At 54.5% G+C, this 23,935-nt stretch carries 29 protein-coding genes and 4 tRNA genes; 21 read left to right on the forward strand and 12 right to left on the reverse strand.

The features are described from left to right. Complete coding sequence (locus FHR87_RS16415; RefSeq protein WP_183167821.1) at positions 1–495, reverse strand: SprT family zinc-dependent metalloprotease; 495 nt, start codon at positions 493–495, stop codon at positions 1–3. Between the two features lie 151 nt (positions 496–646). Here FHR87_RS16415 and ttcA point away from each other — a divergent pair, with 151 nt between their 5' ends. The 5 genes from ttcA to FHR87_RS16440 all read left to right on the forward strand — a co-directional run bounded on the left by ttcA (position 647) and on the right by FHR87_RS16440 (position 4,388). Next, the gene (ttcA, locus tag FHR87_RS16420) at positions 647–1,471 is read left to right on the forward strand and encodes a tRNA 2-thiocytidine(32) synthetase TtcA (RefSeq protein ID WP_183167822.1); all 825 of its coding nucleotides are present in this window, start codon (positions 647–649) and stop codon (positions 1,469–1,471) included. Positions 1,472–1,520: 49 nt separating this feature from the next. Next, a complete protein-coding gene (locus FHR87_RS16425; protein ID WP_183167823.1) occupies positions 1,521–2,192 on the forward strand; it encodes a DNA-3-methyladenine glycosylase I in 672 nt (223 codons plus the stop codon). 32 nt (positions 2,193–2,224) lie between these two features. Beyond that, positions 2,225–3,028 (forward strand): NAD-dependent protein deacylase, encoded by an 804-nt coding sequence (locus tag FHR87_RS16430; protein WP_183167860.1) that lies wholly within the window; start codon positions 2,225–2,227, stop codon positions 3,026–3,028. A 136-nt stretch (positions 3,029–3,164) separates the two neighbouring features. Beyond that, positions 3,165–3,755, forward strand: a complete 591-nt coding sequence (locus tag FHR87_RS16435) for a C40 family peptidase (RefSeq protein WP_183167824.1) — start codon at positions 3,165–3,167, stop codon at positions 3,753–3,755. Between the two features lie 93 nt (positions 3,756–3,848). Further along, the gene (locus FHR87_RS16440) at positions 3,849–4,388 is read left to right on the forward strand and encodes a C40 family peptidase (RefSeq protein ID WP_183167825.1); all 540 of its coding nucleotides are present in this window, start codon (positions 3,849–3,851) and stop codon (positions 4,386–4,388) included. A 52-nt stretch (positions 4,389–4,440) separates the two neighbouring features. Here FHR87_RS16440 and FHR87_RS16445 read toward each other — a convergent pair whose 3' ends face one another. Both FHR87_RS16445 and FHR87_RS16450 read right to left on the reverse strand, forming a co-directional pair. Beyond that, positions 4,441–5,253 carry a metallophosphoesterase family protein gene (locus FHR87_RS16445; protein ID WP_183167826.1) on the reverse strand — a complete coding sequence of 271 codons (813 nt, stop codon included), beginning with the start codon at positions 5,251–5,253 and terminating at the stop codon, positions 4,441–4,443. A gap of 183 nt (positions 5,254–5,436) precedes the next feature. Then, positions 5,437–6,291, reverse strand: a complete 855-nt coding sequence (locus FHR87_RS16450; protein WP_183167827.1) for a sulfurtransferase — start codon at positions 6,289–6,291, stop codon at positions 5,437–5,439. Between the two features lie 137 nt (positions 6,292–6,428). Between FHR87_RS16450 and rnd the strand changes: the two genes are divergently transcribed. The 10 genes from rnd to FHR87_RS16500 all read left to right on the forward strand — a co-directional run bounded on the left by rnd (position 6,429) and on the right by FHR87_RS16500 (position 14,452). Continuing rightward, positions 6,429–7,553 carry a ribonuclease D gene (gene rnd / locus FHR87_RS16455; protein ID WP_183167828.1) on the forward strand — a complete coding sequence of 375 codons (1,125 nt, stop codon included), beginning with the start codon at positions 6,429–6,431 and terminating at the stop codon, positions 7,551–7,553. After that, on the forward strand, positions 7,550–7,843 hold the full coding sequence (locus FHR87_RS16460; protein WP_183167829.1) for a YcgL domain-containing protein: 294 nt from the start codon (positions 7,550–7,552) through the stop codon (positions 7,841–7,843). Before rnd ends, FHR87_RS16460 begins: the two co-directional genes overlap by 4 nt. Before the next feature lie 85 nt (positions 7,844–7,928). Beyond that, positions 7,929–8,378, forward strand: coding sequence for a YcgN family cysteine cluster protein (locus FHR87_RS16465; RefSeq protein ID WP_183167830.1), 450 nt, complete (start codon positions 7,929–7,931; stop codon positions 8,376–8,378). A gap of 116 nt (positions 8,379–8,494) precedes the next feature. Then, the gene (gene ltaE / locus FHR87_RS16470; protein ID WP_183167831.1) at positions 8,495–9,499 is read left to right on the forward strand and encodes a low-specificity L-threonine aldolase; all 1,005 of its coding nucleotides are present in this window, start codon (positions 8,495–8,497) and stop codon (positions 9,497–9,499) included. Positions 9,500–9,665: 166 nt separating this feature from the next. Beyond that, entirely contained in the window at positions 9,666–12,293 is a 2,628-nt protein-coding gene (gene alaS, locus FHR87_RS16475) for an alanine--tRNA ligase (protein ID WP_183167832.1), read from the forward strand. Positions 12,294–12,388: 95 nt separating this feature from the next. Then, the gene (locus tag FHR87_RS16480; protein WP_183167833.1) at positions 12,389–13,627 is read left to right on the forward strand and encodes an aspartate kinase; all 1,239 of its coding nucleotides are present in this window, start codon (positions 12,389–12,391) and stop codon (positions 13,625–13,627) included. Positions 13,628–13,808: 181 nt separating this feature from the next. Continuing rightward, positions 13,809–13,994: a carbon storage regulator CsrA gene (csrA, locus tag FHR87_RS16485; RefSeq protein ID WP_183167834.1), complete on the forward strand. Its 186-nt coding sequence runs from the start codon at positions 13,809–13,811 to the stop codon at positions 13,992–13,994. A gap of 60 nt (positions 13,995–14,054) precedes the next feature. Further along, positions 14,055–14,145: transfer RNA gene (locus FHR87_RS16490), tRNA-Ser, on the forward strand. A gap of 110 nt (positions 14,146–14,255) precedes the next feature. After that, positions 14,256–14,332 (forward strand) — tRNA-Arg (locus FHR87_RS16495). A 43-nt stretch (positions 14,333–14,375) separates the two neighbouring features. Next, a tRNA-Arg gene (locus FHR87_RS16500) sits at positions 14,376–14,452 on the forward strand. A gap of 49 nt (positions 14,453–14,501) precedes the next feature. On the opposite strand, the gene FHR87_RS16505 is transcribed toward FHR87_RS16500, so the two are convergent. Next, a complete protein-coding gene (locus FHR87_RS16505; protein ID WP_246336071.1) occupies positions 14,502–15,008 on the reverse strand; it encodes a DUF4124 domain-containing protein in 507 nt (168 codons plus the stop codon). Positions 15,009–15,361: 353 nt separating this feature from the next. On the opposite strand from FHR87_RS16505, the gene mgtE reads away from it, so the two are divergent. Continuing rightward, positions 15,362–16,807: a magnesium transporter gene (mgtE, locus tag FHR87_RS16510; RefSeq protein ID WP_183167835.1), complete on the forward strand. Its 1,446-nt coding sequence runs from the start codon at positions 15,362–15,364 to the stop codon at positions 16,805–16,807. Positions 16,808–16,859: 52 nt separating this feature from the next. Here the strand turns inward: mgtE and FHR87_RS16515 are convergent, their stop codons facing one another. The 3 genes from FHR87_RS16515 to FHR87_RS16520 form a co-directional block, all read right to left on the reverse strand. Further along, positions 16,860–17,186, reverse strand: a complete 327-nt coding sequence (locus tag FHR87_RS16515) for an Arc family DNA-binding protein (RefSeq protein ID WP_183167836.1) — start codon at positions 17,184–17,186, stop codon at positions 16,860–16,862. Positions 17,187–17,451: 265 nt separating this feature from the next. Then, a complete protein-coding gene (locus tag FHR87_RS19565; RefSeq protein WP_338021265.1) occupies positions 17,452–17,634 on the reverse strand; it encodes a PA3371 family protein in 183 nt (60 codons plus the stop codon). A 36-nt stretch (positions 17,635–17,670) separates the two neighbouring features. Next, positions 17,671–17,871: a hypothetical protein gene (locus tag FHR87_RS16520; RefSeq protein ID WP_183167837.1), complete on the reverse strand. Its 201-nt coding sequence runs from the start codon at positions 17,869–17,871 to the stop codon at positions 17,671–17,673. Positions 17,872–18,175: 304 nt separating this feature from the next. Between FHR87_RS16520 and FHR87_RS16525 the strand changes: the two genes are divergently transcribed. Beyond that, positions 18,176–18,252: transfer RNA gene (locus FHR87_RS16525), tRNA-Arg, on the forward strand. Between the two features lie 189 nt (positions 18,253–18,441). Here the strand turns inward: FHR87_RS16525 and FHR87_RS16530 are convergent. The 4 genes from FHR87_RS16530 to flgA form a co-directional block, all read right to left on the reverse strand. Next, the gene (locus FHR87_RS16530; protein WP_183167838.1) at positions 18,442–19,161 is read right to left on the reverse strand and encodes a flagellar regulator YcgR PilZN domain-containing protein; all 720 of its coding nucleotides are present in this window, start codon (positions 19,159–19,161) and stop codon (positions 18,442–18,444) included. 35 nt (positions 19,162–19,196) lie between these two features. After that, a complete protein-coding gene (locus tag FHR87_RS16535) occupies positions 19,197–19,670 on the reverse strand; it encodes a flagella synthesis protein FlgN (protein WP_183167839.1) in 474 nt (157 codons plus the stop codon). 38 nt (positions 19,671–19,708) lie between these two features. Further along, on the reverse strand, positions 19,709–20,032 hold the full coding sequence (gene flgM, locus FHR87_RS16540) for a flagellar biosynthesis anti-sigma factor FlgM (RefSeq protein ID WP_183167840.1): 324 nt from the start codon (positions 20,030–20,032) through the stop codon (positions 19,709–19,711). Between the two features lie 137 nt (positions 20,033–20,169). After that, positions 20,170–20,925: a flagellar basal body P-ring formation chaperone FlgA gene (gene flgA, locus FHR87_RS16545; RefSeq protein ID WP_183167841.1), complete on the reverse strand. Its 756-nt coding sequence runs from the start codon at positions 20,923–20,925 to the stop codon at positions 20,170–20,172. A gap of 61 nt (positions 20,926–20,986) precedes the next feature. Between flgA and FHR87_RS16550 the strand changes: the two genes are divergently transcribed. Both FHR87_RS16550 and cheR read left to right on the forward strand, forming a co-directional pair. After that, on the forward strand, positions 20,987–21,925 hold the full coding sequence (locus FHR87_RS16550; RefSeq protein ID WP_183167842.1) for a chemotaxis protein CheV: 939 nt from the start codon (positions 20,987–20,989) through the stop codon (positions 21,923–21,925). 93 nt (positions 21,926–22,018) lie between these two features. Then, positions 22,019–22,852 (forward strand): protein-glutamate O-methyltransferase CheR, encoded by an 834-nt coding sequence (gene cheR / locus FHR87_RS16555; protein WP_183167843.1) that lies wholly within the window; start codon positions 22,019–22,021, stop codon positions 22,850–22,852. Here the strand turns inward: cheR and FHR87_RS16560 are convergent. Further along, the gene (locus tag FHR87_RS16560) at positions 22,837–23,061 is read right to left on the reverse strand and encodes a hypothetical protein (RefSeq protein WP_183167844.1); all 225 of its coding nucleotides are present in this window, start codon (positions 23,059–23,061) and stop codon (positions 22,837–22,839) included. The two genes, cheR and FHR87_RS16560, sit on opposite strands and share 16 nt — an antisense overlap. Here FHR87_RS16560 and flgB point away from each other — a divergent pair. Together flgB and flgC are read left to right on the forward strand one after the other, a co-directional pair. Continuing rightward, complete coding sequence (flgB, locus tag FHR87_RS16565) at positions 23,060–23,479, forward strand: flagellar basal body rod protein FlgB (RefSeq protein WP_183167845.1); 420 nt, start codon at positions 23,060–23,062, stop codon at positions 23,477–23,479. The two genes, FHR87_RS16560 and flgB, sit on opposite strands and share 2 nt — an antisense overlap. Positions 23,480–23,482: 3 nt before the next feature. Beyond that, positions 23,483–23,923, forward strand: a complete 441-nt coding sequence (gene flgC / locus FHR87_RS16570; RefSeq protein WP_183167846.1) for a flagellar basal body rod protein FlgC — start codon at positions 23,483–23,485, stop codon at positions 23,921–23,923. Positions 23,924–23,935 lie beyond the last annotated feature (12 nt).

The raw sequence follows: 23,935 nt of genomic DNA on the forward strand, positions 1-23,935 counted from the left end.
CTATTCGAAGCGTTGCTGGCCGTTATGCACGAGCGGAGCATTGCACTGTTTGCACCGATAACGATGCCCTTTGGCAACCAGTGCATGTCGCCGTGCGCTAAAGGCGAAATCCCGGTCCGGGCATTCACAGCGATAGATATAGCGTCGGCTCTTGCGTCGCGCGACCTGGTACTGATGGCAGCGAGCTGGCGTCAGATCGAATACGCCACGCATGATCTGCTGCCACTCTTTGCCGTGGGGTCTGATCCTCGGACCGAACAACTGGTGTGCCACCAGATGCGCCACTTCATGGGCGACGGTCTGGTGCAGGAAGTGTTCTTTGTTTTCCAGATAGAGCTGCGTATTGAAGCGCAGGCGATTTTCGTCGAGATACGCCACACCGGCTTTCTGGCCGCGCAGCTTAAGACTTACCACGGGGCGCAAAAAGCGCTTGCCGAAGAAGGCTTCAGCCTGTCGATAGCACGTCTCGACACGAGCCAGTAGTTGTTCGGGCATCGGCAGGGTCTCCATATGTCCAGGAATTATGCCCGAAAGAAAAATGCGGATCGGGACGGTATGCCGATCCTGCCATTCGCTGCATCGACTGGGGAGAAAAGCGCTTTGCGCGTAGAATATAGGCTTTGTATTTTTCGGATCCGCATTCGCCATGGGTACCCTTTCGGTCAACCAGAACAAGCTGCAGAAGCGCCTGCGCCGTCTCGCCGGTGAAGCTGTCACCGATTTCAACATGATCGAGGAAGGCGACAAAGTCATGGTCTGCCTGTCCGGCGGCAAGGACAGCTACACCATGCTCGATGTCCTGCTCTATTTGCAGAAGGTCGCGCCCATCCGGTTCGAGATTGTCGCCGTGAACATGGACCAGAAGCAGCCGGGGTTTCCCGAACATGTGTTGCCGGAATACCTGCAATCCATCGGCGTCGAGTATCACATCATCGAGAAGGATACCTACTCGGTCGTGAAAGAGAAGATTCCCGAAGGCAAGACCACCTGCTCGCTGTGCTCGCGTCTGCGCCGTGGCACGCTGTACACCTTCGCCGATCAGATCGGCGCGACTCGGCTGGCGCTTGGGCATCATCGTGACGACATTCTGGAAACCTTTTTCCTCAACCTGTTTTATGGCGGTACGCTCAAAGCCATGCCGCCCAAGCTGTTGTCCGACGATGGCCGCAACGTGGTGATCCGCCCGTTGGCCTATTGTAGCGAGACCGATATCGAGGCCTACGCCAGGATCAAGCAATTCCCCATCATTCCCTGCAATCTCTGTGGCTCGCAGGAAAACCTGCAGCGCCAGGTAGTCAAGGAAATGCTACGGGACTGGGAGCGCAAGACGCCGGGGCGGACCGAAGTCATGTTCCGTGCCCTACAGAACGTGGTGCCCTCGCAACTGGCCGATCGCGAGCTGTTCGATTTCAGCAGCCTGCGGATCGACGAAGAGGCACCCCCGCGTTTCGTCGAGGTAATGAATCTCTGACCGCTTGCCGGACTCTTTCTGAAAACCAATACGGATTTCGTCAGGATCGATGCACGATTATCGCTGGTTATACGAATATTGCCTGAATCGCTTTGGCTCCACGGCTGCGCTGGAAGCGCAGTTACCCATGCCGAAGTCGGCAGAAGAGCTACGGATTCTGCCGGATGATCGCTATCTCTCACAGATGGCATTACGCGTCTTCCGGGCTGGCCTGAAGCACAGTCTGGTGGATGCGAAATGGCCGGCTTTCGAAGAGGCATTTTTCGGCTTTGTTCCGGAAAAGGTCGTGTTGATGGGCGGCGAGCATCTTGAGCGCCTGATGCAGAACAAGCAGCTGATTCGTCATCTAGGCAAGCTCAAGAGCGTTCCGCTGAATGCACAGATGCTGCTCGATATCGCGAAAGAAAAGGGTAGCTTCGGTGCTCTGATCGCCGACTGGCCAGTGACCGATATCGTCGGGCTGTGGAAATACCTGGCCAAGCGCGGCAGCCAGCTTGGCGGAGCATCGGCGCCGCGTTTTCTACGCATGGTCGGCAAGGACACCTTCGTATTTACCGAAGATGTGATCGCGGCTTTGAAGGCCCAGGGTATCGTTGACAAAGCGCCCACCAGCCAGCGCGATCTGGCCACTGTTCAGGATGCCTTCAATGCCCTGCATGCCGAAAGCGGCAGACCGCTCTGCCAGCTTTCCGTCATGCTGGCGCACACCGCCAACCATTGAAGAGGTAGTGCGTGAGCACCTTGGATATTCCCATGCCGCAAGCCATCGATACCGTTGCCGAGGCCCTGCGAAAAGCCGGGCGTATCCTCATTATCAGCGGGGCGGGCTTATCCGCCGATTCCGGCCTGCCAACCTATCGCGGCTTGGGCGGGCTTTATAATGGCCATACTACCGAAGGATTGCCGATCGAAACGGCACTCTCCGGTAATATGCTGCGTCGTGATCCTGCTCTCTGCTGGAAATACCTTGCCGAGCTCGGCAAGGCTTGCCAGGGAGCCTTGCCCAACCTGGCCCATCGCATTATTGCGGCATTGCAGGTGCAGTATCCGGGCTGCTGGATACTGACCCAAAATATCGATGGTTATCACCTGCAGGCGGGTAGCCCACCTGAGCGATTGATCGAGATCCACGGCCAGTTGCGGCCACTATTTTGTCCATCCTGCGGATTTACAAGCGACGAGCTGGATACTTGCCTGCATGGCCCGTTACCACCTCGTTGCGAGGATTGCGGCGGCGTGCTTCGGCCATCAGTAGTCTTGTTCGGTGAAATGTTGCCTGCGCGAGCGCTACAGACGTTGCAGGAGCGGGTCGATATGGGCTTCGATCTGGTCATGAGTGTAGGGACAACGGCCAGTTTCCCCTATGTCGTTGAACCACTTTTGCAGGTGCGTGACGCCGGTGGCTTCAGCGTGGAAATCAACCCGGAACGTACCGCAATCAGCGACATGGTGGACGTCCATCTGGCAATGGGTGCTGTGGCGGCTTTCCAGTCGCTGGCTGCGACCATTGGGCTTGTCTCTGAAATTTCTGCCGATTGGTTCATGCCAGCAGGCTAGAAGAGAATTAGTCGCATTGAAAATGACCTGGATCAAGGAGCCATATACTCTCTGAGCCAGCAGCGTTGAAAGTCGAATTCGTGGGGAGCATATTCGGCCCCCACTTCTTTATGAACTTTCGAACACGGTTGTGCCGATGCTTAGACGCTTAGCGCCCCTCACGACTTGTGCCGCTGCCATTCTGCTGACTGCCTGTGCAGGCCAGGTTCCCGAACAGCAAGCCAGCAACTCCAGCAAGGATCTTGCCCGCCACTTGTATGAGCAGCATGCGATGCAGGAAGAGGAGCAAGAGCCGGCAGAGGAGACCGCCCAGGTACAGGCCGAAACTATCCTCGAACGTGGCTTGAAGCTGCTTGGTACCCCCTACCGCTTCGGTGGTGTCTCGCTGAAAACCGGCTTCGATTGCAGCGGCTTTATCGGCTTCCTGTTCCGCGAGGAAGCGGGTATTCAACTGCCGCGTTCCACCCGCGAGATGATCGCGCTCGATGTGCCACAGGTTTCGCGTGACAAACTGCAAGCTGGCGACATTCTGTTCTTCAATAAGCGTGGCCGCGGGCGAGTTTCCCATGTGGGCATCTATATCGGCGATGATCGCTTCCTTCATTCGGCCAGCAGGCGCAGCGGCGGCGTGCGGGTCGACAGCCTGGGTAATACCTACTGGCGTGCCAGCTACATGCAAGCCAAGCGGGTTCTGACTGATACTACCAGTGCATCTGGTGGTGCCTGACCCGAGGCTGGCGTTGGTAGAGGGCCTGCCAGCGCTTGTACAGTTTCACCGCAGGCGGCAAAGTTAGGCGAAACTCAACAGGACTTATCGCGCATGCCAGCCCAGGTCCGCATCCTCTTCCTGCTTTTCGCCGCCTTGCTCAGTCTCACTGCTTGTACCAACCATACTGCTCCTGCCAAATCTGCAGCCATTCCCAAAAAGTCGCAGGTCCAGGCCTTTCCACCCATGGCCAACGAAGTACTGTTTCGGGCTTTGGGGCTGGTCGGCACACCCTATGTCTGGGGTGGTAACACACCGGAAAGCGGTTTCGATTGCAGCGGCTTGATCGGTTACGTCTATCGTGATGCCGCAGGCATCGTACTGCCGCGCACGACCAGCGAAATGATTCAGGTAAAAGCTACCCATATTCCACGCCAGTCGTTGCTGGCAGGTGATCTGGTGTTCTTCGCCACCAGTGGTGGCAGGCGCGTCAGCCATGCGGGGATCTATGTCGGCGAAGAGCGTTTCGTACATGCGCCGTCTTCCGGTGGAACGGTTCGTCTGGATCGGCTCTCCGACAGTTATTGGCAGCGCAGTTATCTTGGTGCCAGACGTATTCTCGATAAAGGCCGATTGACCACGCAGAATTACTGACTGGTCAGGCCGAGGTGCCGGAAAGCCTTTTCTCGCCGCCTGTCGAGCCTGTTCAGAGTATGGGCCATTCCAGCATGAAATGCGTGGCAAGGACGAAGGCGTCGTCCTGGAAGTCCCAACGTTCCACCTTTACCCGTTTACTCTGGCCAAGCTCCAGTTGCAGCCGGTTGAAGGAGTTCGGCGAAGTGCCGCGAACCCGGTGCGATAATGCGGTTCCTGCCTGTATTGTCCAGATTTCGCGGCTCAGGTCGGGATATTGAGGCTTCAGTGGCAACACATAGGGCAGGTGGATATGCCCGCCCATGACGATATCCAGGCCAGCATCTGCCCAGCGTGCCAAGGCTTGCGCGGCACCGTGCTGCAGGTTGTAGACGTCGCTGAGTTCCATCAGGCCGAACGGCTGGTGTGCCACGACTATTTTCAGTTTGCGTGGATCACTTCGCTGTAATCGTTCATAGACGGCTTCTATTTGCCGGGCGGTGACCAGGCCATCCTTGTGCCGCCTCGGATGCGTGGTATTGAGGCCGATCACCAGCATGTCGTCACTCTCGAATACCGGCTCGAGGTTTTTGCCCAGATGACGGCGGTAGTTGGCGTAGGGGGCAAGAAAGCGCAGCGGCAGGTTGAACAGTGGGATGTCGTGATTACCCGGAACGATCAGTCGGGACGGAATACCCAACGTCTCCAGGCGTTCGATGAACTCTCGAGCTGCAGCAAATTGCTCGCAGCGCGCACGTTGCGTGATGTCTCCGGAAAGAACGAGCAGGTCAGCTCCATGTTCGTGAACATGGGCTTCCATGGCCTTTACTACTGGAGCAGTTTCGGTACCGAAATGCGTGTCGGAAATCTGCAAAATGGTCTTCATGAAAGGTTCTTGCTGACAAATGGCAGGTGCGCCTGGCGTCCTGGTTAACAAGGTTGTTGATATGAGGCAATGCGTACTGTTGAAGGTTCGCGCGGAGGCTGCAACGGAACGACCTCCAGGTCAAGATCATTCCGCCTATAGAACGTATCAACAGCGTATGGATTGCTTGATCAATCGCTTGATTCAACCAGTTGTTGCCACGGGGCGTGTCGGGTCGGTGATCCATTCGCTCCAGGAGCCGGCATACAGGCGCGGCAGTGGATAGCCTGCCAGGCAGAAGGCAAAAAGATTGTGACAGGCGGTCACGCCAGATCCGCAATAGGCGACCAACTTTTCCGGCGCACGATTGGCCAGCAGCGCGGAGAAGCGTTGGCGCAATTGTTCCTGCGGCAAAAAACGTCCGTCCGGGCCGAGGTTCTCGGTGAAAGGGGCACAAGATGCACCAGGAATATGGCCGGCGACCGGATCGATGGGTTCCACTTCGCCGCGAAAACGGGGCAGGGCGCGAGCATCGAGCAAGGTTAGTTCGGCTGAATCCAGGTGCTGCTGCAGGCCTGTTGCGTCGATGACCACGGTGGGGTCGGGCTCGCCGTGCAGGTTGCCCTGGTAGGGTTTCGGCAATGTAGTGGTAAGCGGAAGATCGGCTTCGCGCCAGGCCTTGAGCCCACCATCGAGCAGGCAGACGCCTTCGCGTTTACCCAACCAGGCCAGTAGCCACCAGGCTCGTGCGGCAAACGTACCGGGACCGTCGTCATACAGAACCACATCGCAGTCGTCGTCGATCCCCCAGGTGCGCAATCTGGCCAGCAAGTGGGTCGGGTCGGGGAGCGGGTGGCGACCGGTTCGGCCAGGTTGTACTGGTGCGGAAAGGTCTTTTTCCAGATCGGCGAAATACGCACCGGGAATGTGGCCCGTATCATAGCCATGCTGCCCGTACGCAGGATCCTCCAGGGCGAAGCGGCAGTCGAGCACGACAAGCTTCGGTTGCAGCAGGCGGGGCGCAAGTTGCTGGGGCGTGATCAGACAGGCAATCGGCATTTTGATACTCCAGACAGGTTTTTTGGAAAGCGTTAGCATGCGAATCATGCAGGTAGCCCTTGAAGGGCGATATATACTGCGACCCCAAATATGGCGATTAAGCCAATCCAGGCGCGGATGCTGAAAGGATTTTTTTCGTGAGTATCGACATCCAGTGGATTCTTGATGATGCCTTGTTGGCAGAGGCCTGTGCCCAGTGGTGCCAACTGTCATACGTGGCATTGGATACCGAGTTCATGCGGGTAGACACCTTCTATCCGCTGGCGGGGCTGGTGCAGGTCGGCGATGGCCAGCGGGCCTGGCTGATCGATCCGTTGACGATCAAGGATTGGCAGCCATTTGCACAGTTGCTCGAAGATCGTCAGGTGATGAAGGTCCTGCATGCTTGCAGCGAAGACCTGGAAGTGCTGCAGCGCCTGACCGGCAGCCTGCCGCAGCCACTGTTTGACACGCAACTGGCGGCAGCTTATCTCAACCTTGGCTTTTCCATGGGGTATTCCCGGCTGGTGGAGCAGGTACTGAGTGTGGAGCTACCCAAGGGAGAAACGCGCTCCGATTGGCTGCAGCGGCCGCTCAGTGAGATGCAGGTACGCTATGCTGCCGAGGACGTCCAGCATCTGGCTGAGTTGTATCTGGTACTTGACCCAAGGCTGCCTGAAGAAAAACGCCTCTGGTTACTGGCGGATGGTGCCGAATTGGTGGCCAATCTCTGTCGCGAAAGCGATCCCGCCGAGCTGTATCGCGAGATCAAGCAGGCATGGCGGCTGAATCGCCAGCAACTGGCTGTGTTGCGCGCTCTGGTAGCCTGGCGTGAGCGCCAGGCGCGCGTGCGAAACCAGCCGCGTAACCGCATCATTCGGGAAAACAGCCTGTGGCCGCTGGCGCGTTTCCAACCTGGCGATTTGACAGCCCTGGCACAGATCGAGGATATCCATCCGCGCACTGTTCGTCAGGATGGTCAGGTTCTATTGGAGTTGATCCGGCAAGCGGCGGTCCTGACTCCTGAGGATCGGCCGCAAGTTCTGGCGCAACCGTTACCGCTGGAGTCCTCGGCGCTGCTCAAAAAGCTGCGGGCCGTGGGGCAGCGCGAGGCGGAGCGACTGCAGATCGCTCCCGAGCTGATGCTGCGCAAGAAGATTCTCGAAAGTTTGTTGAAAAGTGGCTATCCCGATGGCCCGTACCAATTGCCCGATTCCTTGCGTGGTTGGCGCCGCGAACGGATGGGGCAAGCCTTGCTGGATGCTTTGGAAGTCGACCGATGAAACGTATTTGTTCTATCTACAGAAGCCCGCGCAAGAGCGAAATGTATCTCTACGTCGACAAGCGCGAAGCGCTGGCGCGTGTACCCGAAGCCCTGTTGGCGACATTCGGTCCGCCACAGCACGCGTTCGATCTCGTGCTTACACCAGAGCGCCAATTGGCGCGTGAGGATGTGAGTAAGGTGCTGGCCAATCTCGAGAAGCAGGGTTTCCATCTGCAGATGCCGCCTCCTGAAGATGAGTACATCGAGCATCTTCCGGACGAGCTGCTGCGGCGCAACGATCCCGTCTGAAACTTCCGCCAAGTCCGTGGCTTGGACGGCCATGGCTGGCAGGCTAGACTGACTATCCTTTTTCGTCCGGTGTCGCTCTCTGCCAATGGCTGCCAAAGTAGAACCCTTCTGGAAACGTAAAAGCCTCGACCAGCTCGATCAGCAGGAATGGGAATCGCTCTGCGACGGCTGCGGGTTGTGCTGCTTGCAGAAACTGGAGGATGACGAGGACGGTAGCGTGTATTACACGCGTATTGCCTGTCGGTTGCTGGACCTGAATACGTGCCGTTGCCGCGATTATGTCAACCGCCAGGCCAGTGTGCCGGACTGCATCCAACTGACCGCTGCCGAGGCCGGGCAGTTCGCATGGCTACCGGCCACCTGCGCCTATCGCCTGCTGGCCGCGGGTGAGGATCTGCCGCTCTGGCATCATCTGATCTGCCATGATCCGGATGCAGTGCATGGCGAACGAATCTCCCAAGCTGGACGGATGCTCGCTGAAGATGCCGTGCCTGATGAAGACTGGGAGTCCTATCTGATTTTCCGAGCAGGATAGCTTTTGGCAGGGCAGACGATTCAGAGCACGGGATTCCGAACTGCTACGCTAAATATCGATAGTCGTTGGTAACAGCTGGCGTACGAGAATAACCGTGAAATCTTCGGGAGCAATCCATGCAGTTGATCGATCTGCGCAGCGATACGGTGACCCAGCCAACCGATGCCATGCGCCAGGCCATGGCCAGAGCCGAGACTGGCGATGACGTCTATGGTGACGATCCGACCGTCAGGCTGCTTGAAAGCACGCTGGCCGAGCGATTGGGCATGGCGGCGGGCATGTTCGTGCCCAGCGGAACCATGAGCAACCTGCTGGCGTTGATGGCACATTGTGAACGGGGGGACGAGTACATCGTTGGCCAGCAGGCGCATACCTATAAATATGAGGGTGGCGGTGCAGCTGTGCTGGGCTCGATCCAGCCGCAACCGATCGAAATGGAGGCGGATGGCACCCTGTCGTTCGAGCGTATTCGAGCGGCGATCAAGCCGGATGACTTCCATTTTGCCCGAACTCGGCTACTGGCGCTGGAAAACACCATGCAGGGCAAGGTGCTGCCAACTGATTATCTTGCCGCCGCGCGGGCCTTTGCTCACGAGCATGGTCTGGCCCTGCATCTGGATGGTGCCCGGTTGTTCAACGCTGCGGTCAAGTCGGGCTGCGAAGCACAGGATATCGCTCAACATTTCGATTCGGTTTCGGTATGCCTATCCAAGAGTCTGGGAGCGCCAGTCGGTTCGGTGCTGTGTGGCGATTGGGCATTGATCGACAGGGCTCGCCGCCTGCGCAAGATGGTCGGTGGCGGCATGCGGCAGTCAGGTATCCTGGCGGCAGCAGGCCTGTATGCGCTGGAGCATCATGTCGAGCGTCTGGCCGAAGACCATGAGCATGCCCGGCTGCTGGGGGAAGGCCTGCGCGAGGCTGGCTATGAGGTCGAACCGGTGCAGACCAACATGGTTTATGTACAGATCGGCGAGCGGATTCAGGCACTGGCGGCGTTTTGTTCTGAGCGTGGTATTCGTCTGATCCCTTCAGCGCGTTTACGGTTGGTTACGCATCTCGATGTGAGTGGCGAGATGATCCGGCAGGTTATTGCCGCGTTTATCGAGTTCGCCCGAGCTTGAATGAGTCGACAGATGATGAAAATGCGTTTCGGCAATGCCCTGCCGGTCGCAAACCACGCTGATATCGTGCGAAAATTCCACCATAAGTCCGATTCAACTGCCCATGGCTGCTTTGTTTCATCGCGCCGACTGGCAGTCGCCCCGCCGCCGTCCCCTGGATGAATTTATGAAAAGCGCAGAAATCCGTGAAGCCTTCCTTCGCTTCTTCGAAGAAAAGGGTCATACCCGTGTCGCCTCCAGCTCGCTGATTCCGGCGAACGATCCAACGTTGCTGTTCACCAATGCCGGTATGAACCAGTTCAAGGATTGCTTCCTCGGGTTGGAAAAGCGCTCTTATACCCGTGCTACCAGCAGCCAGAAATGCGTTCGAGCGGGCGGCAAACACAACGACCTGGAAAATGTCGGCTATACCGCGCGCCACCATACATTCTTCGAGATGCTGGGCAATTTCAGTTTCGGCGATTATTTCAAGCGCGATGCCATCCATTACGCTTGGGAGTTTCTCACTGCGAAAAAATGGTTGGGCCTGCCGCAAGATAAGCTTTGGATCACTGTCTATGCCAATGATGACGAGGCCTACGACATCTGGACTAAAGAGGTCGGCGTACCGGCCGGGCGCATGATTCGTATCGGCGATAACAAAGGCGCACCTTACGCTTCCGACAACTTCTGGGCGATGGGTGACACTGGACCCTGTGGTCCCTGTACCGAAATTTTCTATGATCACGGCGCGGAGATCTGGGGTGGCCCGCCCGGTAGCCCGGAAGAAGATGGCGATCGCTATATCGAAATCTGGAACAACGTGTTCATGCAGTTCAACCGCACCGCTGACGGTGAAATGCAACCATTGCCGGCACCCAGCGTGGATACTGGAATGGGGTTGGAGCGAATCAGCGCGGTATTGCAGCATGTGCATGCCAACTATGAAATCGATCTGTTCCAGAATCTCCTGAAAGCTTCGGCCGTCGCCATCGGTTGTGCCAACGACGGCGCGCCTTCTCTGAAAGTGGTGGCCGATCATATCCGCTCCTGCAGTTTTCTGATCGCCGATGGCGTGTTGCCTTCGAATGAGGGGCGAGGTTATGTCCTGCGACGGATCATTCGTCGTGCCTGTCGGCATGGCAACAAATTGGGCGCCAAAGGCGCTTTCTTCTATAAGATCGTCACCGCCCTGGTGGCAGAAATGGGCGATGCCTACTCGGAATTGCAGCAGCAACAGGCGCATATCCAGCGTGTATTACTGAACGAAGAGGAGCAATTCGCCAAGACCCTGGAGCAGGGATTGCGCATCCTTGAACAGGATCTGGTTCAGTTGCAGGGTTCGGTAATTCCTGGTGATGTGATCTTCAAGCTCTACGATACTTATGGCTTTCCGGTAGACCTGACCAACGATATTGCCCGCGAACGCAATCTTACGCTGGATGAGCCGGGGTTCGAACGTGAAATGGAGGCACAGCGCGAACGTGCCCGTTCGGCCAGCGTCTTTGGCATGGACTACAACAGCCTGGTCAAGGTGGAAGGCGAAACCCGTTTTACTGGCTACGCCGATACTCGTGGCACTGGCACGATTCTGGTGTTGTTCAAGGATGGCTTGAACGTTGAACGACTACAGGCTGGCGAGAGTGGCGTAGTGGTCCTGGACCAGACGCCGTTCTATGCTGAGTCAGGAGGGCAGGCTGGCGACAGCGGCTATCTGCGCGCGCCGGGATCGTGCTTCGATGTGGGCGATACCAGCAAGACGGCCGGTGGTGCATTTCTGCATCACGGCAGCGTCGCTAGTGGCTGTCTTGAGATTGGCGCGAGCATAGAGGCGATAGTCGACGACTCCGTGCGCCAGGCCACTGCCCTGCATCATTCGGCTACTCATCTCTTGCACGCTGCACTGCGGCGCATTCTTGGCGAGCACGTGCAGCAGAAAGGCTCGTTGGTCAACAGCCAGCGCCTGCGTTTTGACTTCAGCCATTTCGAGGCTGTATCGCCTGCCCAGATTCAAGCCTTGGAAGACATGGTCAACGAGCAGATTCGCCAGAATTCACCGGTCGAGATCGAGCAAACCGATATCGATACGGCCAAGGCCAAAGGTGCCATGGCTCTGTTCGGTGAAAAATACGGCGAGTGTGTTCGGGTATTGACCATGGGCAGCGGTTTTTCGGTCGAACTGTGCGGCGGAACTCACGTCCAGCGTACGGGTGATATCGGATTGTTCAAGATTGTCAGCGAAAGCGGCGTGGCTTCCGGTATCCGGCGTATCGAAGCGGTAACCGGCGCAGTGGCACTGGCCTATCTGAATCAAGCGGAGCAGCAACTCAAGGATGTGGCGGCACTGCTCAAGGGTAGTCGCGAAAATCTGCTCGACAAGCTTTCCATCGTGCTCGAACGCAACCGCCAACTTGAGAAAGAACTGGAACAGCTCAAAGCCAAGGCTGCCAGCGCAGCGGGTAATGATCTGGCTGGCTCGGCCGTTGATATCAAAGGGATCAAGGTTCTTGCCTCACGCCTCGACGGGTTGGACGGCAAGGCCATGCTGGCGATGGTCGACCAGTTGAAGAACAAGCTGGGTAGCGCGGTCATCCTGCTGGGTGGTGCTCTCGACGGCAAAGTCATCCTGGTTGCAGGGGTCACTCAGGATCTGACCGGCAAGCTCAAGGCGGGTGATCTGATGAAGCAGGCTGCGGCTGCCGTCGGCGGCAAGGGTGGTGGCCGTCCCGACATGGCCCAGGGGGGTGGTAGCGAGGTAGACAGACTGGACGAATCCCTTGCTCTGGCCATTTCTTTTGTCGAGTCGAAGGCATGAACCACGAAGCATGCTTTGCTCCCAGGAAACGGCTTGGATTCTTTTTCTGAAACCCTGTATTCAATGATTGCCCTCAGGGCTTAGGCGGCTAGCACATGGCTTTGATCGTACAAAAATTCGGCGGTACTTCAGTGGGTAGCATCGAGCGAATCGAGCAAGTCGCCGAGAAAGTAAAAACGTTTCGCGAAAAGGGTAATCAAATCGTCGTGGTCGTTTCAGCCATGAGCGGCGAGACCAACCGCTTGATCGAGCTGGCCAGGCAGGTCAATTCGCAGCCCGATCCCCGCGAGCTGGATGTGATGGTTTCCACCGGCGAGCAGGTGACTATTGCGCTGCTGGCAATGGCGCTACTCAAGCGCGGCGTCAATGCCGTTTCCTATACCGGCGACCAGGTGCGGATTCTGACTGACAGTGCCTTTAACAAAGCACGGATACTGCAAATCGATGCGCATCGCATTCACGCTGACTTGAAGGCCGGTCACGTCGTGGTCGTGGCAGGCTTCCAGGGTGTGGACGGGCAGGGCAACATCACGACGCTCGGCCGTGGTGGTTCAGATACCACCGGCGTGGCTCTGGCTGCTGCACTCAAGGCGGACGAATGCCAGATCTATACTGATGTGGATGGTGTCTACACTACCGATCCACGGGTCGTACCCAAGGCGCGTCGTCTGGAAAAAATCACCTTCGAGGAAATGCTGGAAATGGCCAGCCTCGGCTCGAAGGTCTTGCAGATCCGCTCGGTGGAATTCGCCGGAAAATACAATGTCCCGCTACGCGTGCTGCATAGTTTTCAGGAGGGGCCGGGCACCCTCATTACCCTTGATGAAGAGGAATCCATGGAACAGCCGATTATCTCTGGCATTGCCTTCAATCGTGATGAAGCCAAGCTGACCATTCGAGGAGTACCTGACAATCCTGGTATCGCCTTCCAGATCCTCGGCCCTATCAGTTCAGCTAATGTGGAAGTGGACATGATCGTGCAGAATGTCGCGCGGGATAACACGACCGATTTCACCTTTACCGTGCATCGCAACGATTACGACAAGGCGCTTGGCATTCTGAAACAGACTGCTGCGCAGATGGGGGCTCGCGAAGTATCCGGCGATACTGAAATCGCCAAGGTGTCCATTGTCGGCGTTGGCATGCGTTCACATGCTGGGGTTGCCAGCCGCATGTTCGAGGCCCTGGCCAAGGAAAGCATCAACATCCAGATGATTTCGACTTCCGAGATCAAGGTTTCGGTCGTCATCGAGGAGAAGTATTTAGAGCTGGCCGTGCGGACATTGCACGCCGCATTCGAGCTGGATGCGCCAACTGGTCAGCAGGTCAAGTAATTATCAAAAGTTCATTTCGAAACTGAACCTTTCGTCGAGTTTAGCTTGTTTTGAAGGAATTTCATTTCTTGCGCATGGGTCCATTATTGGCGTCAGGCTTATTGTCCATTTGTTTTCATGGACCTGTTTCAAACTTAATTTTGCAGACTGTTTTTTGACTGAATCCGTTAAGGAGAAAGGAATGCTGATTCTAACGCGTCGGGTCGGAGAGACCTTGATGGTGGGTGATGAGGTCACTGTCACCGTATTGGGAGTAAAGGGTAACCAGGTACGAATCGGCGTGAATGCTCCTAAGGAAGTAGCCGTGCATCGCGAGGAAATTTACCAACGGATTCAAAAAGAAAAAGACCAGGAATCAAGCCACTGATTTAGCGTTTTTTTTGCTTTCCAATCGGGGTAAAGATAAGTATCATGCGCCCCGTGTTGCGGAGAGGTGGCCGAGAGGCCGAAGGCGCTCCCCTGCTAAGGGAGTACATCTCAAAAGGGTGTCGGGGGTTCGAATCCCCCCCTCTCCGCCATTGCGTTATTTAGAGGCGAGCTGATGTCATCTAGCTCGAATGGTCAGGTAGGTTTGAACCTCGCTGTAGTTGACCATCTTCTCTAAGGCTTTATAATGCACGCCCCTAACGCACTCATAGCTCAGCTGGATAGAGTACCCGGCTACGAACCGGGCGGTCGGAGGTTCGAATCCTCCTGAGTGCGCCATTAACGTTTGTAAAGCTGTACAGTGCCACTTGGTACTTGTCATGCACTCATAGCTCAGCTGGATAGAGTACCCGGCTACGAACCGGGCGGTCGGAGGTTCGAATCCTCCTGAGTGCACCATAAGTCATGAAAAAGCTACAGACCTGAGTTTCTGTGGTTTTTTCTGCCTCTAGCGTTTTTTCTTCGACGATACTTTCCCGATTACACAATCGTTTTCATCAAAGCTTACTGTGCGGCTTTGGTGTCGATTAGCTTTGTAACGATAAACGCGTTTCCCATCATTGAATGTAATTGTGTCAGGTTTGCCCAAGGCACTTTCCACATCAGCTCGGCTTATTCCCGCGCGTATCTGCTTTTGGAGAATGGCTTTGCGCTTGTCTCTGTTTTCAAGAAGATTGCCGCAGCCATCGTCCTGCTGGCCAACAATCGTTAGCGTGTCATCATTGTGTTTCTTTACATCCTTCTGTTTTGGTGGTGATGAGATACTCTTGATGGCTGGACTGTTGGGTTGATTATGGTTCTCCTGCCACTGAGTGTTTTGATCGGCAGGACAGCCTTGTTGAGTAAAGGTGGTGTTCCCATTGCTATCGATACAGCGGTAAATGCTGGCGGCATAAGGTATTTCGGGAATACCAAGTAGCAACACACTGGCGATTACGGGAACAGTCATACGCATGGTTCGTCTTCCTTGACGTTGCTGCGCCATGGCTTGGGCATATGGTTGGCAAGTACCATTGACGCTTTATGCAAATGTAGTGGCGTGCGCTACCCATGCTTTATATATCTACATGCCTTCGCGCGATTGGTTCGGGTTTTAGTCCTGTAACAGCTATATAAGAAATTGTTCTAGAGATCTATCAAGTGCATCCTTTCTTCTCTTAAATGTTATTATAAGTAAATTCGCCTTAAGGGCTCATGGAATAAACCCATGGACTTACCCAGTAGTCGCTCTGGACTTCCGTTTAATAATCCAATACTGACTGTTTGACTCTCTGGCACACCCCTATGCCAGAGGGGGGAGTGCGCCATATGACTGAAACAGAAGCCAAAAAAGCGCCAGAAGGCCCGCAGGACCGTTTAGCTCAGGTAGTTGACTTACTGCAGCGTCATAAGCTCATCGAAGACTTGACGCATCGCCAGGAAGGCGGACATCAAGCGTTGGTGGAAAGCTTGGTCCATCGACAAAATCTGGCCGAACTACAGCGAAAATTGAACGAGCTTCATCCTGCTGACGTAGCTCGTATCCTCGAAGCCTTGCCGTTTGAAGAACGTCTTACCATCTGGCAACTGGTTAAGGCGGAGCGGGATGGGGATATCCTGCTCGAAGTTTCCGATGCTGTCCGCGAGACCTTGATCGCCGATATGGACGATCATGAATTGTTGGCTGCGGCAAAGGAAATGAATGCCGATGAGCTGGCTGACCTGGCACCGGAATTACCGCGAGATGTTGTCCATGAGCTGATGGAAAGCCTCGATGGGCAGCAGCGAGAAAGGGTGCGTTCGGCTCTTTCCTATGACAGCGATCAGGTTGGCGCCTTGATGAACTTCGGAATGGTCACTATCCGAGAAGACGTCAGCCTTGAAGTCGTTCTGCGTTACCTGCGTCGCTTGAAAGAACTACCAGGACATACTGATAAGCTTTTCGTTGTCGATTACGATGGTGTGCTTAAAGGTGTTCTGCCAATCAAGCGCCTTCTGGTCAATGATCCTGAGAAGCAAGTCAGCGACGTGATGGCCAGCGACCCGGTGACCTTCCATCCTGACGAAGATGCCTATGAGGCTGCGCAGGCCTTCGAGCGTTACGATCTGGTGTCGTCACCTGTCGTAGATAAGAATGGCAAATTGATCGGTCGCCTGACCATTGACGAAATTGTCGACCTGATTCGCGAGGAAAGCGAAAGCGAAGTCCTCAACATGGCAGGTCTGCGCGAAGAAGAAGATATATTTGCTTCTGTCTGGAGATCGCTGCGTAACCGTTGGGCTTGGCTAGCCATTAATCTGGTTACTGCTTTCGCAGCTTCAAGAGTCATCGGCTTGTTCGGGGATGCGATAGAGCGCCTGGTGGCTCTGGCAGCATTGATGCCTATCGTGGCGGGGATCGGTGGCAATTCAGGCAACCAGACTATCACCATGATTGTCCGTGCCATGGCTCTGGATCAGCTCGGATCTGGAAATACGTTACGTTTGCTGCGTAAAGAGCTTGGCGTTTCGTTGATCAATGGATTGATCTGGGGAGGAGTCATTGGCGTCGTTGCCTGGCTGTTATATGACAGCTGGAAATTGGGCGCTGTCATGGTCGCAGCCATGACACTCAACTTGCTGCTTGCAGCATTCATGGGGGTGCTTATTCCAATGACCTTGGCAAAGCTTGGGAAAGATCCAGCAATGGGTGCCAGCGTAATGATTACGGCAGTTACCGATAGCGGTGGCTTTCTTATTTTCCTTGGCCTTGCGACTTTCTTCCTTATGGGATAGGTGAGATTAGAAGGCCGGTAGTCAAACCGGCTTTCCAGGTGCTGGATTTAAATTACTTTTCTTCGGTATCTATCGTTAGGTCTTGGGCGATCAAAGAGATCAGGGCATTTTGCTGTCGCTTGGATAGTTGGCGAAAACGCTGAAGCAATTCGCGCTCGTGAAGAGATAGGTCCGGATTATCCAGACGCATATTCAAATCATCGTCCAGGGCTCCCTCTTGAAAAAGGCTTTGCTCTAATCGGGCGATTATTTCAGAGTTCATACTGCGATGATGATTACGAGCCACCTCTGCTATACGGTCTCGCATGCCATCGGGTAACCGAACCACAAATTTATCAGCCGTTCGGCTGGAAAAAACTGCCTGTTTCATAGGGCGCATATCTTACCGGTTAGTCGTTGGGCGATGCTGGCGTTGCGATTGCAATTATCACCGGTCTGACAATTGAATTTCGCCTGCCGTTCCATGGCCAGCCTTATATATTTTTATTCGCCAGCTCAGTTATTTTTTGCCGATTATGCGCCTGCTGATTACTTTCATGGAAGCGCCAATGAGTGCGATTCCGATATCTGAATCTAAAAATATGAAGTTTTGGAAAATACCCGCCACTTAATATTGGGCGGATATGGAGAGATACATGTAAAGCCTATCGCAAGATCGGGTCGAATTTGATTTTGCGACCTTTCAGTAGGGCTAACAAAAAAACTATGCCAAATACTATCGAGCCTATACAACCCAGGCGATTCATGAAACTTGATTCGAGGCTCAGTATCGCGACAGCTCCGCAGACTAGAATGGCAAACAAGGAAAAAATGGCTGTTTTCGACATGTTTTTGTTCTCCTCGCTAAGGCAGTCCTGTTTGGGTCAAAAAGTCCAGCGCTGGGTTTCTTGTGATAGATGAGTAAATTCCGCAGTGTCGGCGGCAAATACAATACCGGAACGGTGCTCCTGCAATGCATACGTGGTGGCGTGTGCTTGAGAAGCTGTTTTTTCGTCAGTCATAAAGGGGGCGATTATGATCGAAGCCAAAAAAGCTGCGCTTGCTACGAATAATGCATATGGCATGGCGTTTCCTTCGCTGTTCTCATTAGTCAGTCCATGTCGCTCTGAGAAAATGCAGGTCTCATGCCATTTTTTGATTGTTATTTTGTTTTAAAAATCAATAAATTATATATTTTTATTGCGATAATCCCATGCATTTTGCATGAGGTGGTGTTTTTCATAGTGCATTTTGCAATGTCGATTTTTGTTGTTGTCCCTAAGGGATACCATCAACCCTGTGTCGCATGACAAGAAGGGGGGTTGTCGTTAGAATATATGCCCGCATAAGGCCTTGCCTGTTGCTCGTTGGTATTTATCGATGGCCTGTGTCCCAGTAGCTCAATTGGATAGAGCATCCCCCTCCTAAGGGGAAGGTTGGTGGTTCGAACCCACTCTGGGATACCATTAAAGTTTTGATAGTTGCGTTTGCCAACTCTTGAACTTTGGTTTTTATATATCGGTAGACTTGCTGGGTTAGTTGTGCACGAGTTACTGAGTGCAGTGTTGAGCTTCGGTTTCTATACTGCGAGCGGGCTCGTTTGAGGTTGGTTTGTTTCTGGGGTTATCAAATGACTAACTGGTGTCAATGATATTTTATCGTGATGCTTTTTGAAGTTGATTGACGAATAGCTCTATCTTGCGTTGAATAAAGCCATCCAGCAAATGAAAGCGAAATCCATATAACGTATGGTTTCGTGCTTCATCGTGGTGAAAATGCCGTAGCTCCACCGCTATTTCGATATTGCCGAACGGTAATTGTGTAAAAAATTTCTCATAAATCGTGCCGGCTTGAAGCTTATGCTTGATAGGTCCGTCGACTTTCAATCGACATCCGCCGACAGATATATCTATTAACTGACCTTCCAGCGCCAGGTTGCTACGAGAATCCGTTAATTTTGCGCTTGCCTTGAACGTCAATATAGCCCTGTAGGCATTACGGCGTTGGTGATAGCTGAGTTGCTGCGGAATTTTTACCCAATGACAAGGAGCCTCATCCACTTCGTCCGGGATAGCTGCTTGTCTGTTTTCCCATAGTATGCGAGCGCCTTCATGGAACGCTTCGATCTTGAAGTATTCGCCGTTGCGCATGTGGCGTTCGCCGTCACTTGGAATGACTTCATCAAGCATCAAGTAGCCTTCTTCCCGGTCGATATCTATCAAGTAACTTCGATAGCTGGAGCCGCGTTCGAGAAAACGAATGGTCAGGGGAGTGTGATTGGCTTGAAGAGGGCGCAGGGCTGCAACTATCTCGACAACGGATGCCAGGATTTGAGGTGGCCGAGGGCCTTCTTCTTTGGAAAATGGGTTTGACACGCGCTCTGGCTCCACCAAGAGGCTGGTTTGGTGTATCAGGCCTGACTCAAAGGGCGTTGCCAGCCATGCTTTGCTGTCGATCCGTGTTTATCGTAAAGCCTGGGTGATTCGGTGCAGCCATGCAGAATTACATTCAGCATATTCTCGACAGCTGTCTTGCCGGCACGGATCAAGCGCCCGTTGTTTTCGTTTGTTGTCCGGCAGTCTTCAATCAATTCTGCAAGCTTCTCAGCCTGTGACAGGATCTGCTCTCGGTTTTCCATCATCATGATCAGGGCCTTGAGTCCTGTGTGATCGACTGGCAGTCGATGAGCAGCCAGCAGCTCGCTGCGTTGGTTACCATGTTTGCCAAGCAGGGCAATGAGTGGCTGTTTTTGCGCCAATATTGTTTCAAGGCATGCAAGATTGCGTTCTTTCAATGCCTGGAATTCCTGTTTTGTCAGGTCGAGAAGTTCCTGAGCTGCCTCGATATCGTTTGCAAGCTGTTGAGGCAATTCGATCTGTTTCATGGCGAGTTCCAGGGAATGATGTATGCAGCGCGAGGTACTCAGGATTCGAAATCGAGCAGCTTGGAAGCGAGGCGTTCGCTGTCGACACGATAGGAACCATCAGAGATTGCCTGTTTGATCTGGGTAACGCGTTCCGAGTCGACTTCAGGTAGGTCGCGAAGGTTTTCGGAAGCCTGCTTGATCTTTTGCGCCTCGGGACTGAGGTTGACACTTTCTCCAGTAGTAATGGCAACTTGCTCGCTCTTTGGCTCACTGGTTATGGGCGAGGAGGCCGGGTCGGTTTTGCCGGCACCTTGTGTACCGCTCGTTCGTCCATTGGTGGTGATGCTGGAGTTATGCGGCCTATCGAATTCGATGACCATGTTCGTGAACCTCGAAAAGAGTCTGTGTCTGTCTTGTATCGGCATTGCCAGGAAAAGCTTTAATGGGGTTTTCGAGGCTTGCCGATCTGTCTGTCGGATTGATCGGGGTAAGCTATCGTGCATCGCCGTGTATGGCATCATATGTCGACTTCGACCTGTCCCGGCCCGGTAACCCTTGCCTTGAGCATGCGTCCCGAGCTCAGGTTCTTGACCCTGATCTGTTGCCCCGGAGCGCCGCCAGCAAGGGCTTCACCCATCATGCGTACGTTCATGCCGCCGCTTGTGGCATTGATGACGACATGATCGCCTTTGCGAACGGTTTCGGCCAATGCCAAGGCCGAGGGCGATAGTGTTTGATCGATTGGAAGCGGACGCATCAATTTGCTGCCGAGCACTTGGTCCAGATCTATCAGGTAGCCTTGGGAAAGTAGTCCGATATCGCGCTCTGCCAGGGCAACATCCAGATTTCCAAGCACAGTATTTCTTTGCAGTGGGCGGGCGGCGACGACTACCTTCCGGTAAAGGCGTACTCGTGCAGGCACGAAGACGGTCCAGGAATTCGTTCCTGCGCAGCGGATCTGTACGGTTACTCGGCCGACAGGTTGAGCAGGGCTTTCCAGCTTCGCACCGACAGGGCCGTCGCATTCTGCCAGTCGCAAGCGTGGGTCTGGCCTGTTCACGTCTATTTCGTGGCGTCCCTGGATCGAGCCCTGCCGTAAATACTCTTCAACCGCACGCTCAAGAAACTCCTGCGTTACGTCGATAAGCTGGGCGGAAAGTGTCATCGCCTGGATATTGGATATGTGGCTGGTGAGGTGCACAACCGATAGCAGGACAAGAGTCCGTGTTGTTTTTTTGCTGAGACGTCGAAAATAAGTCGGTTTTTTATTCATACGCTCGATCAAGCAAGCAGCATGCCGCAGGATCAGGTTCGAACACATGAGAGGAGTTTGCATGGCCGGCATATTGGACTCGGTTAATCAGCGTACCCAGCTTGTCGGGCAGAATCGGTTGGAGCTGCTGTTGTTCCGGCTTGATGGGCGACAGCTGTATGGCATCAATGTCTTCAAGGTAAAAGAGGTCTTGCAGTGCCCGCGACTGACTGTCATGCCCAGGTCCAGCAAGCTGGTGCGAGGGGTGGCAAGCATCCGTGGCAGTACGTTGCCGATCCTCGATCTGGCCATGGCTACGGGCAAACCAGCCTTGCAGGAACTGGCCAATACCTTTGCCATCATTACCGAATACAACAACTGTGTTCTGGGTTTTCTGGTGCGTTCGGTCGAGCGCATCATCAACATGAACTGGGAAGAAATTCTCCCGCCGCCGAAAGGGGCCGGGCGCGATCACTATCTCACCGCTGTCACGCATGTAGAGGGCGAGTTGGTCGAGATTCTCGATGTGGAAAAGATTCTGGCCGAAGTGGCGCCCGTGCCCGCTGAAATTTCCGCCAGTGTAATGAGTCGGGCAGTACAGTCGAAGGCCAGGATTGACTCCGTACGAATTCTGATCGTCGACGATTCATCCGTGGCCCGAAAGCAGGTTGCGCGCTGCCTGGAACAAATCGGGATCGAAGTCATGTCGCTCAACGATGGCCGACAGGCCTTGAATTATCTGAAGGCGCTTGCCGATGGCGGGCAGAACCCGGCAGAAGAATTATTGATGCTGATTTCGGATATCGAGATGCCGGAAATGGATGGCTATACCCTGACTACAGAAATTCGCCATGATCCCCGCATGAAAGATTTGTACATACTCCTGCATACTTCGCTGTCCGGGGTATTCAACCTGGCGATGGTAAAGCGAGTCGGAGCAGATGATTTTCTCGCCAAATTTCAGGCGGATGAACTGGCTGGCCGGGTACTGGAAAGGATCAGGGTTGCAGATAACGGATAATACATGCGTTGTAGGCGGCCTGGCACGGTAGCGAATCGCTGGCGAAGTTTTACTGTCGTTTCATGAAACGTTGAGTTTAGGCGAACGAACCAAGTGTCATTCAATCCTGATTTCGAGCAGTTCCGGGTTTTCCTGGAGAAGACCAGTGGCATTGAGCTGGGAAGCAACAAGCAGTATCTGGTGTCCAGCCGTCTCAACAGATTAATGGAGCAGCAAGGGCTGAAGAGTCTGGGCGATCTGGTTGCGCGGATTCAGACCCAGCCGCGCAGTGGGCTGCGTGAGCAGGTAATCGATGCGATGACGACCAACGAAACCCTGTGGTTTCGCGATACCTATCCGTTCGAGGTCCTGAAACAACGCATTCTGCCTGAGATACTCAAGGCGAACCCCGGACAGCGCTTGCGCCTCTGGTCGGCGGCCTGTTCTTCAGGGCAGGAGCCTTACTCGCTGGCCATGACCGTCGACGAGTTCGAACGCAGTAATCCGGCCCGTTTGAAAGCCGGCATACAGGGCGTACAGATAGTTGCGACCGATCTTTCCGGCTCGATGCTGACCGCCTGCAAGGCTGGCGAATACGATAGCCTGGCGATAGGCCGGGGACTTTCCCGGGAGCGTTTACAGCGTTATTTCGAGCCAGCAGGCCCTGCGCGCTGGGCGATAAAGCCGCAGATCAAATCCCGTGTCGAGTTTCGCTCGCTCAATCTGCTTGATAGCTATGCCATTCTGGGAAAGTTCGACATCGTGTTCTGTCGCAACGTACTGATCTATTTTTCCGCCGCTATGAAGAAGGACATCCTGGCTCGCATCCATGGTGTGCTGAAGCCGGGTGGCTATCTGTTCCTCGGCGCGTCCGAAGCGCTCAATGGCCTGCCGGATCTCTATCAGATGGTGCAGTGCAAGCCGGGCATCATCTATAAGGCCAAGTAGGCGATAGCTGTTTTGGCCTTTTTCCTGTTCTTGATGGCGTCAAGCTCCTGCCGCCATGGTCGCGATAACTCCTCCTGATACGGGATTTTCTTGCCGTTATCCGTAAGGTTTTTGGCGTTGATTGTTAACTGTTTGATTTTTTTGTTTAATTTTATTGGTATGGCTTTTGCTGTAACCCTGTGACCATCGCTCAACAGGGTTTTGATCATGAGCATCAGTTTCCAAAATGCGCTCGGTATTCACGAGCAGGCACTGGAGTTTCGCTCCCGTCGTGCCGAGGTTCTCGGCAATAACATCGCCAACGCCAGCACGCCGCACTACAAGGCACGCGATCTGGATTTCAGCGCCGTGCTTGCCGAGCAGGCGCAAAAAGCCAGCAACGGAAAAGAGTACTTCGACCTGGCCACGACCGATAACCGGCATATCGTTGCCGAAAGCGTTGTTTCCGGAGTCGAGGATGCTGCGCTGCGCTATCGCATCCCGACCCAACCTTCGCTGGATCAGAACACTGTCGACGAACAGGTGGAGCAAGCCAGCTACGCCGAAAACGCCATGCAGTTCCAGGCCAGCTTCACGCTGCTCAACAGCAAGTTCAAAGGGCTTGTCGCGGCCATTCGCGGAGAATGATCGATGTCTCTCAGCAATCTTTTCAGCATCGCCGGCACCGGCATGAGCGCCCAGAACACTCGCTTGAATACCGTGGCCAGTAACATTGCCAACGCCGAAACGGTGTCCTCCAGTGTCGACGAGACCTATCGGGCTCGCCATCCTGTATTTGCGACCATGTTCAGCAATGCCCGCAATGGCGGCGGCACCCTGTTCGAAGAGCAGGGCGAGGCGGGAGCTGGCGTCCAGGTCACCGGCATCGTCGAGGATCGGAGCGATCTCCAGGCCCGTTACGAACCCAATCACCCGGCCGCCGACCAAGACGGTTACGTGTACTACCCCAACGTCAATGTCGTCGAGGAAATGGCCGACATGATTTCCGCCAGCCGGGCGTTCCAGACCAATGCCGAGATCATGAACACCGCCAAGCAGATGATGCAGAAAGTGCTGACTCTTGGGCAGTGAGCTGGAGACGAT

This window comes from Azomonas macrocytogenes (genome assembly GCF_014191985.1).
Taxonomy (GTDB): domain Bacteria; phylum Pseudomonadota; class Gammaproteobacteria; order Pseudomonadales; family Pseudomonadaceae; genus Azomonas; species Azomonas macrocytogenes.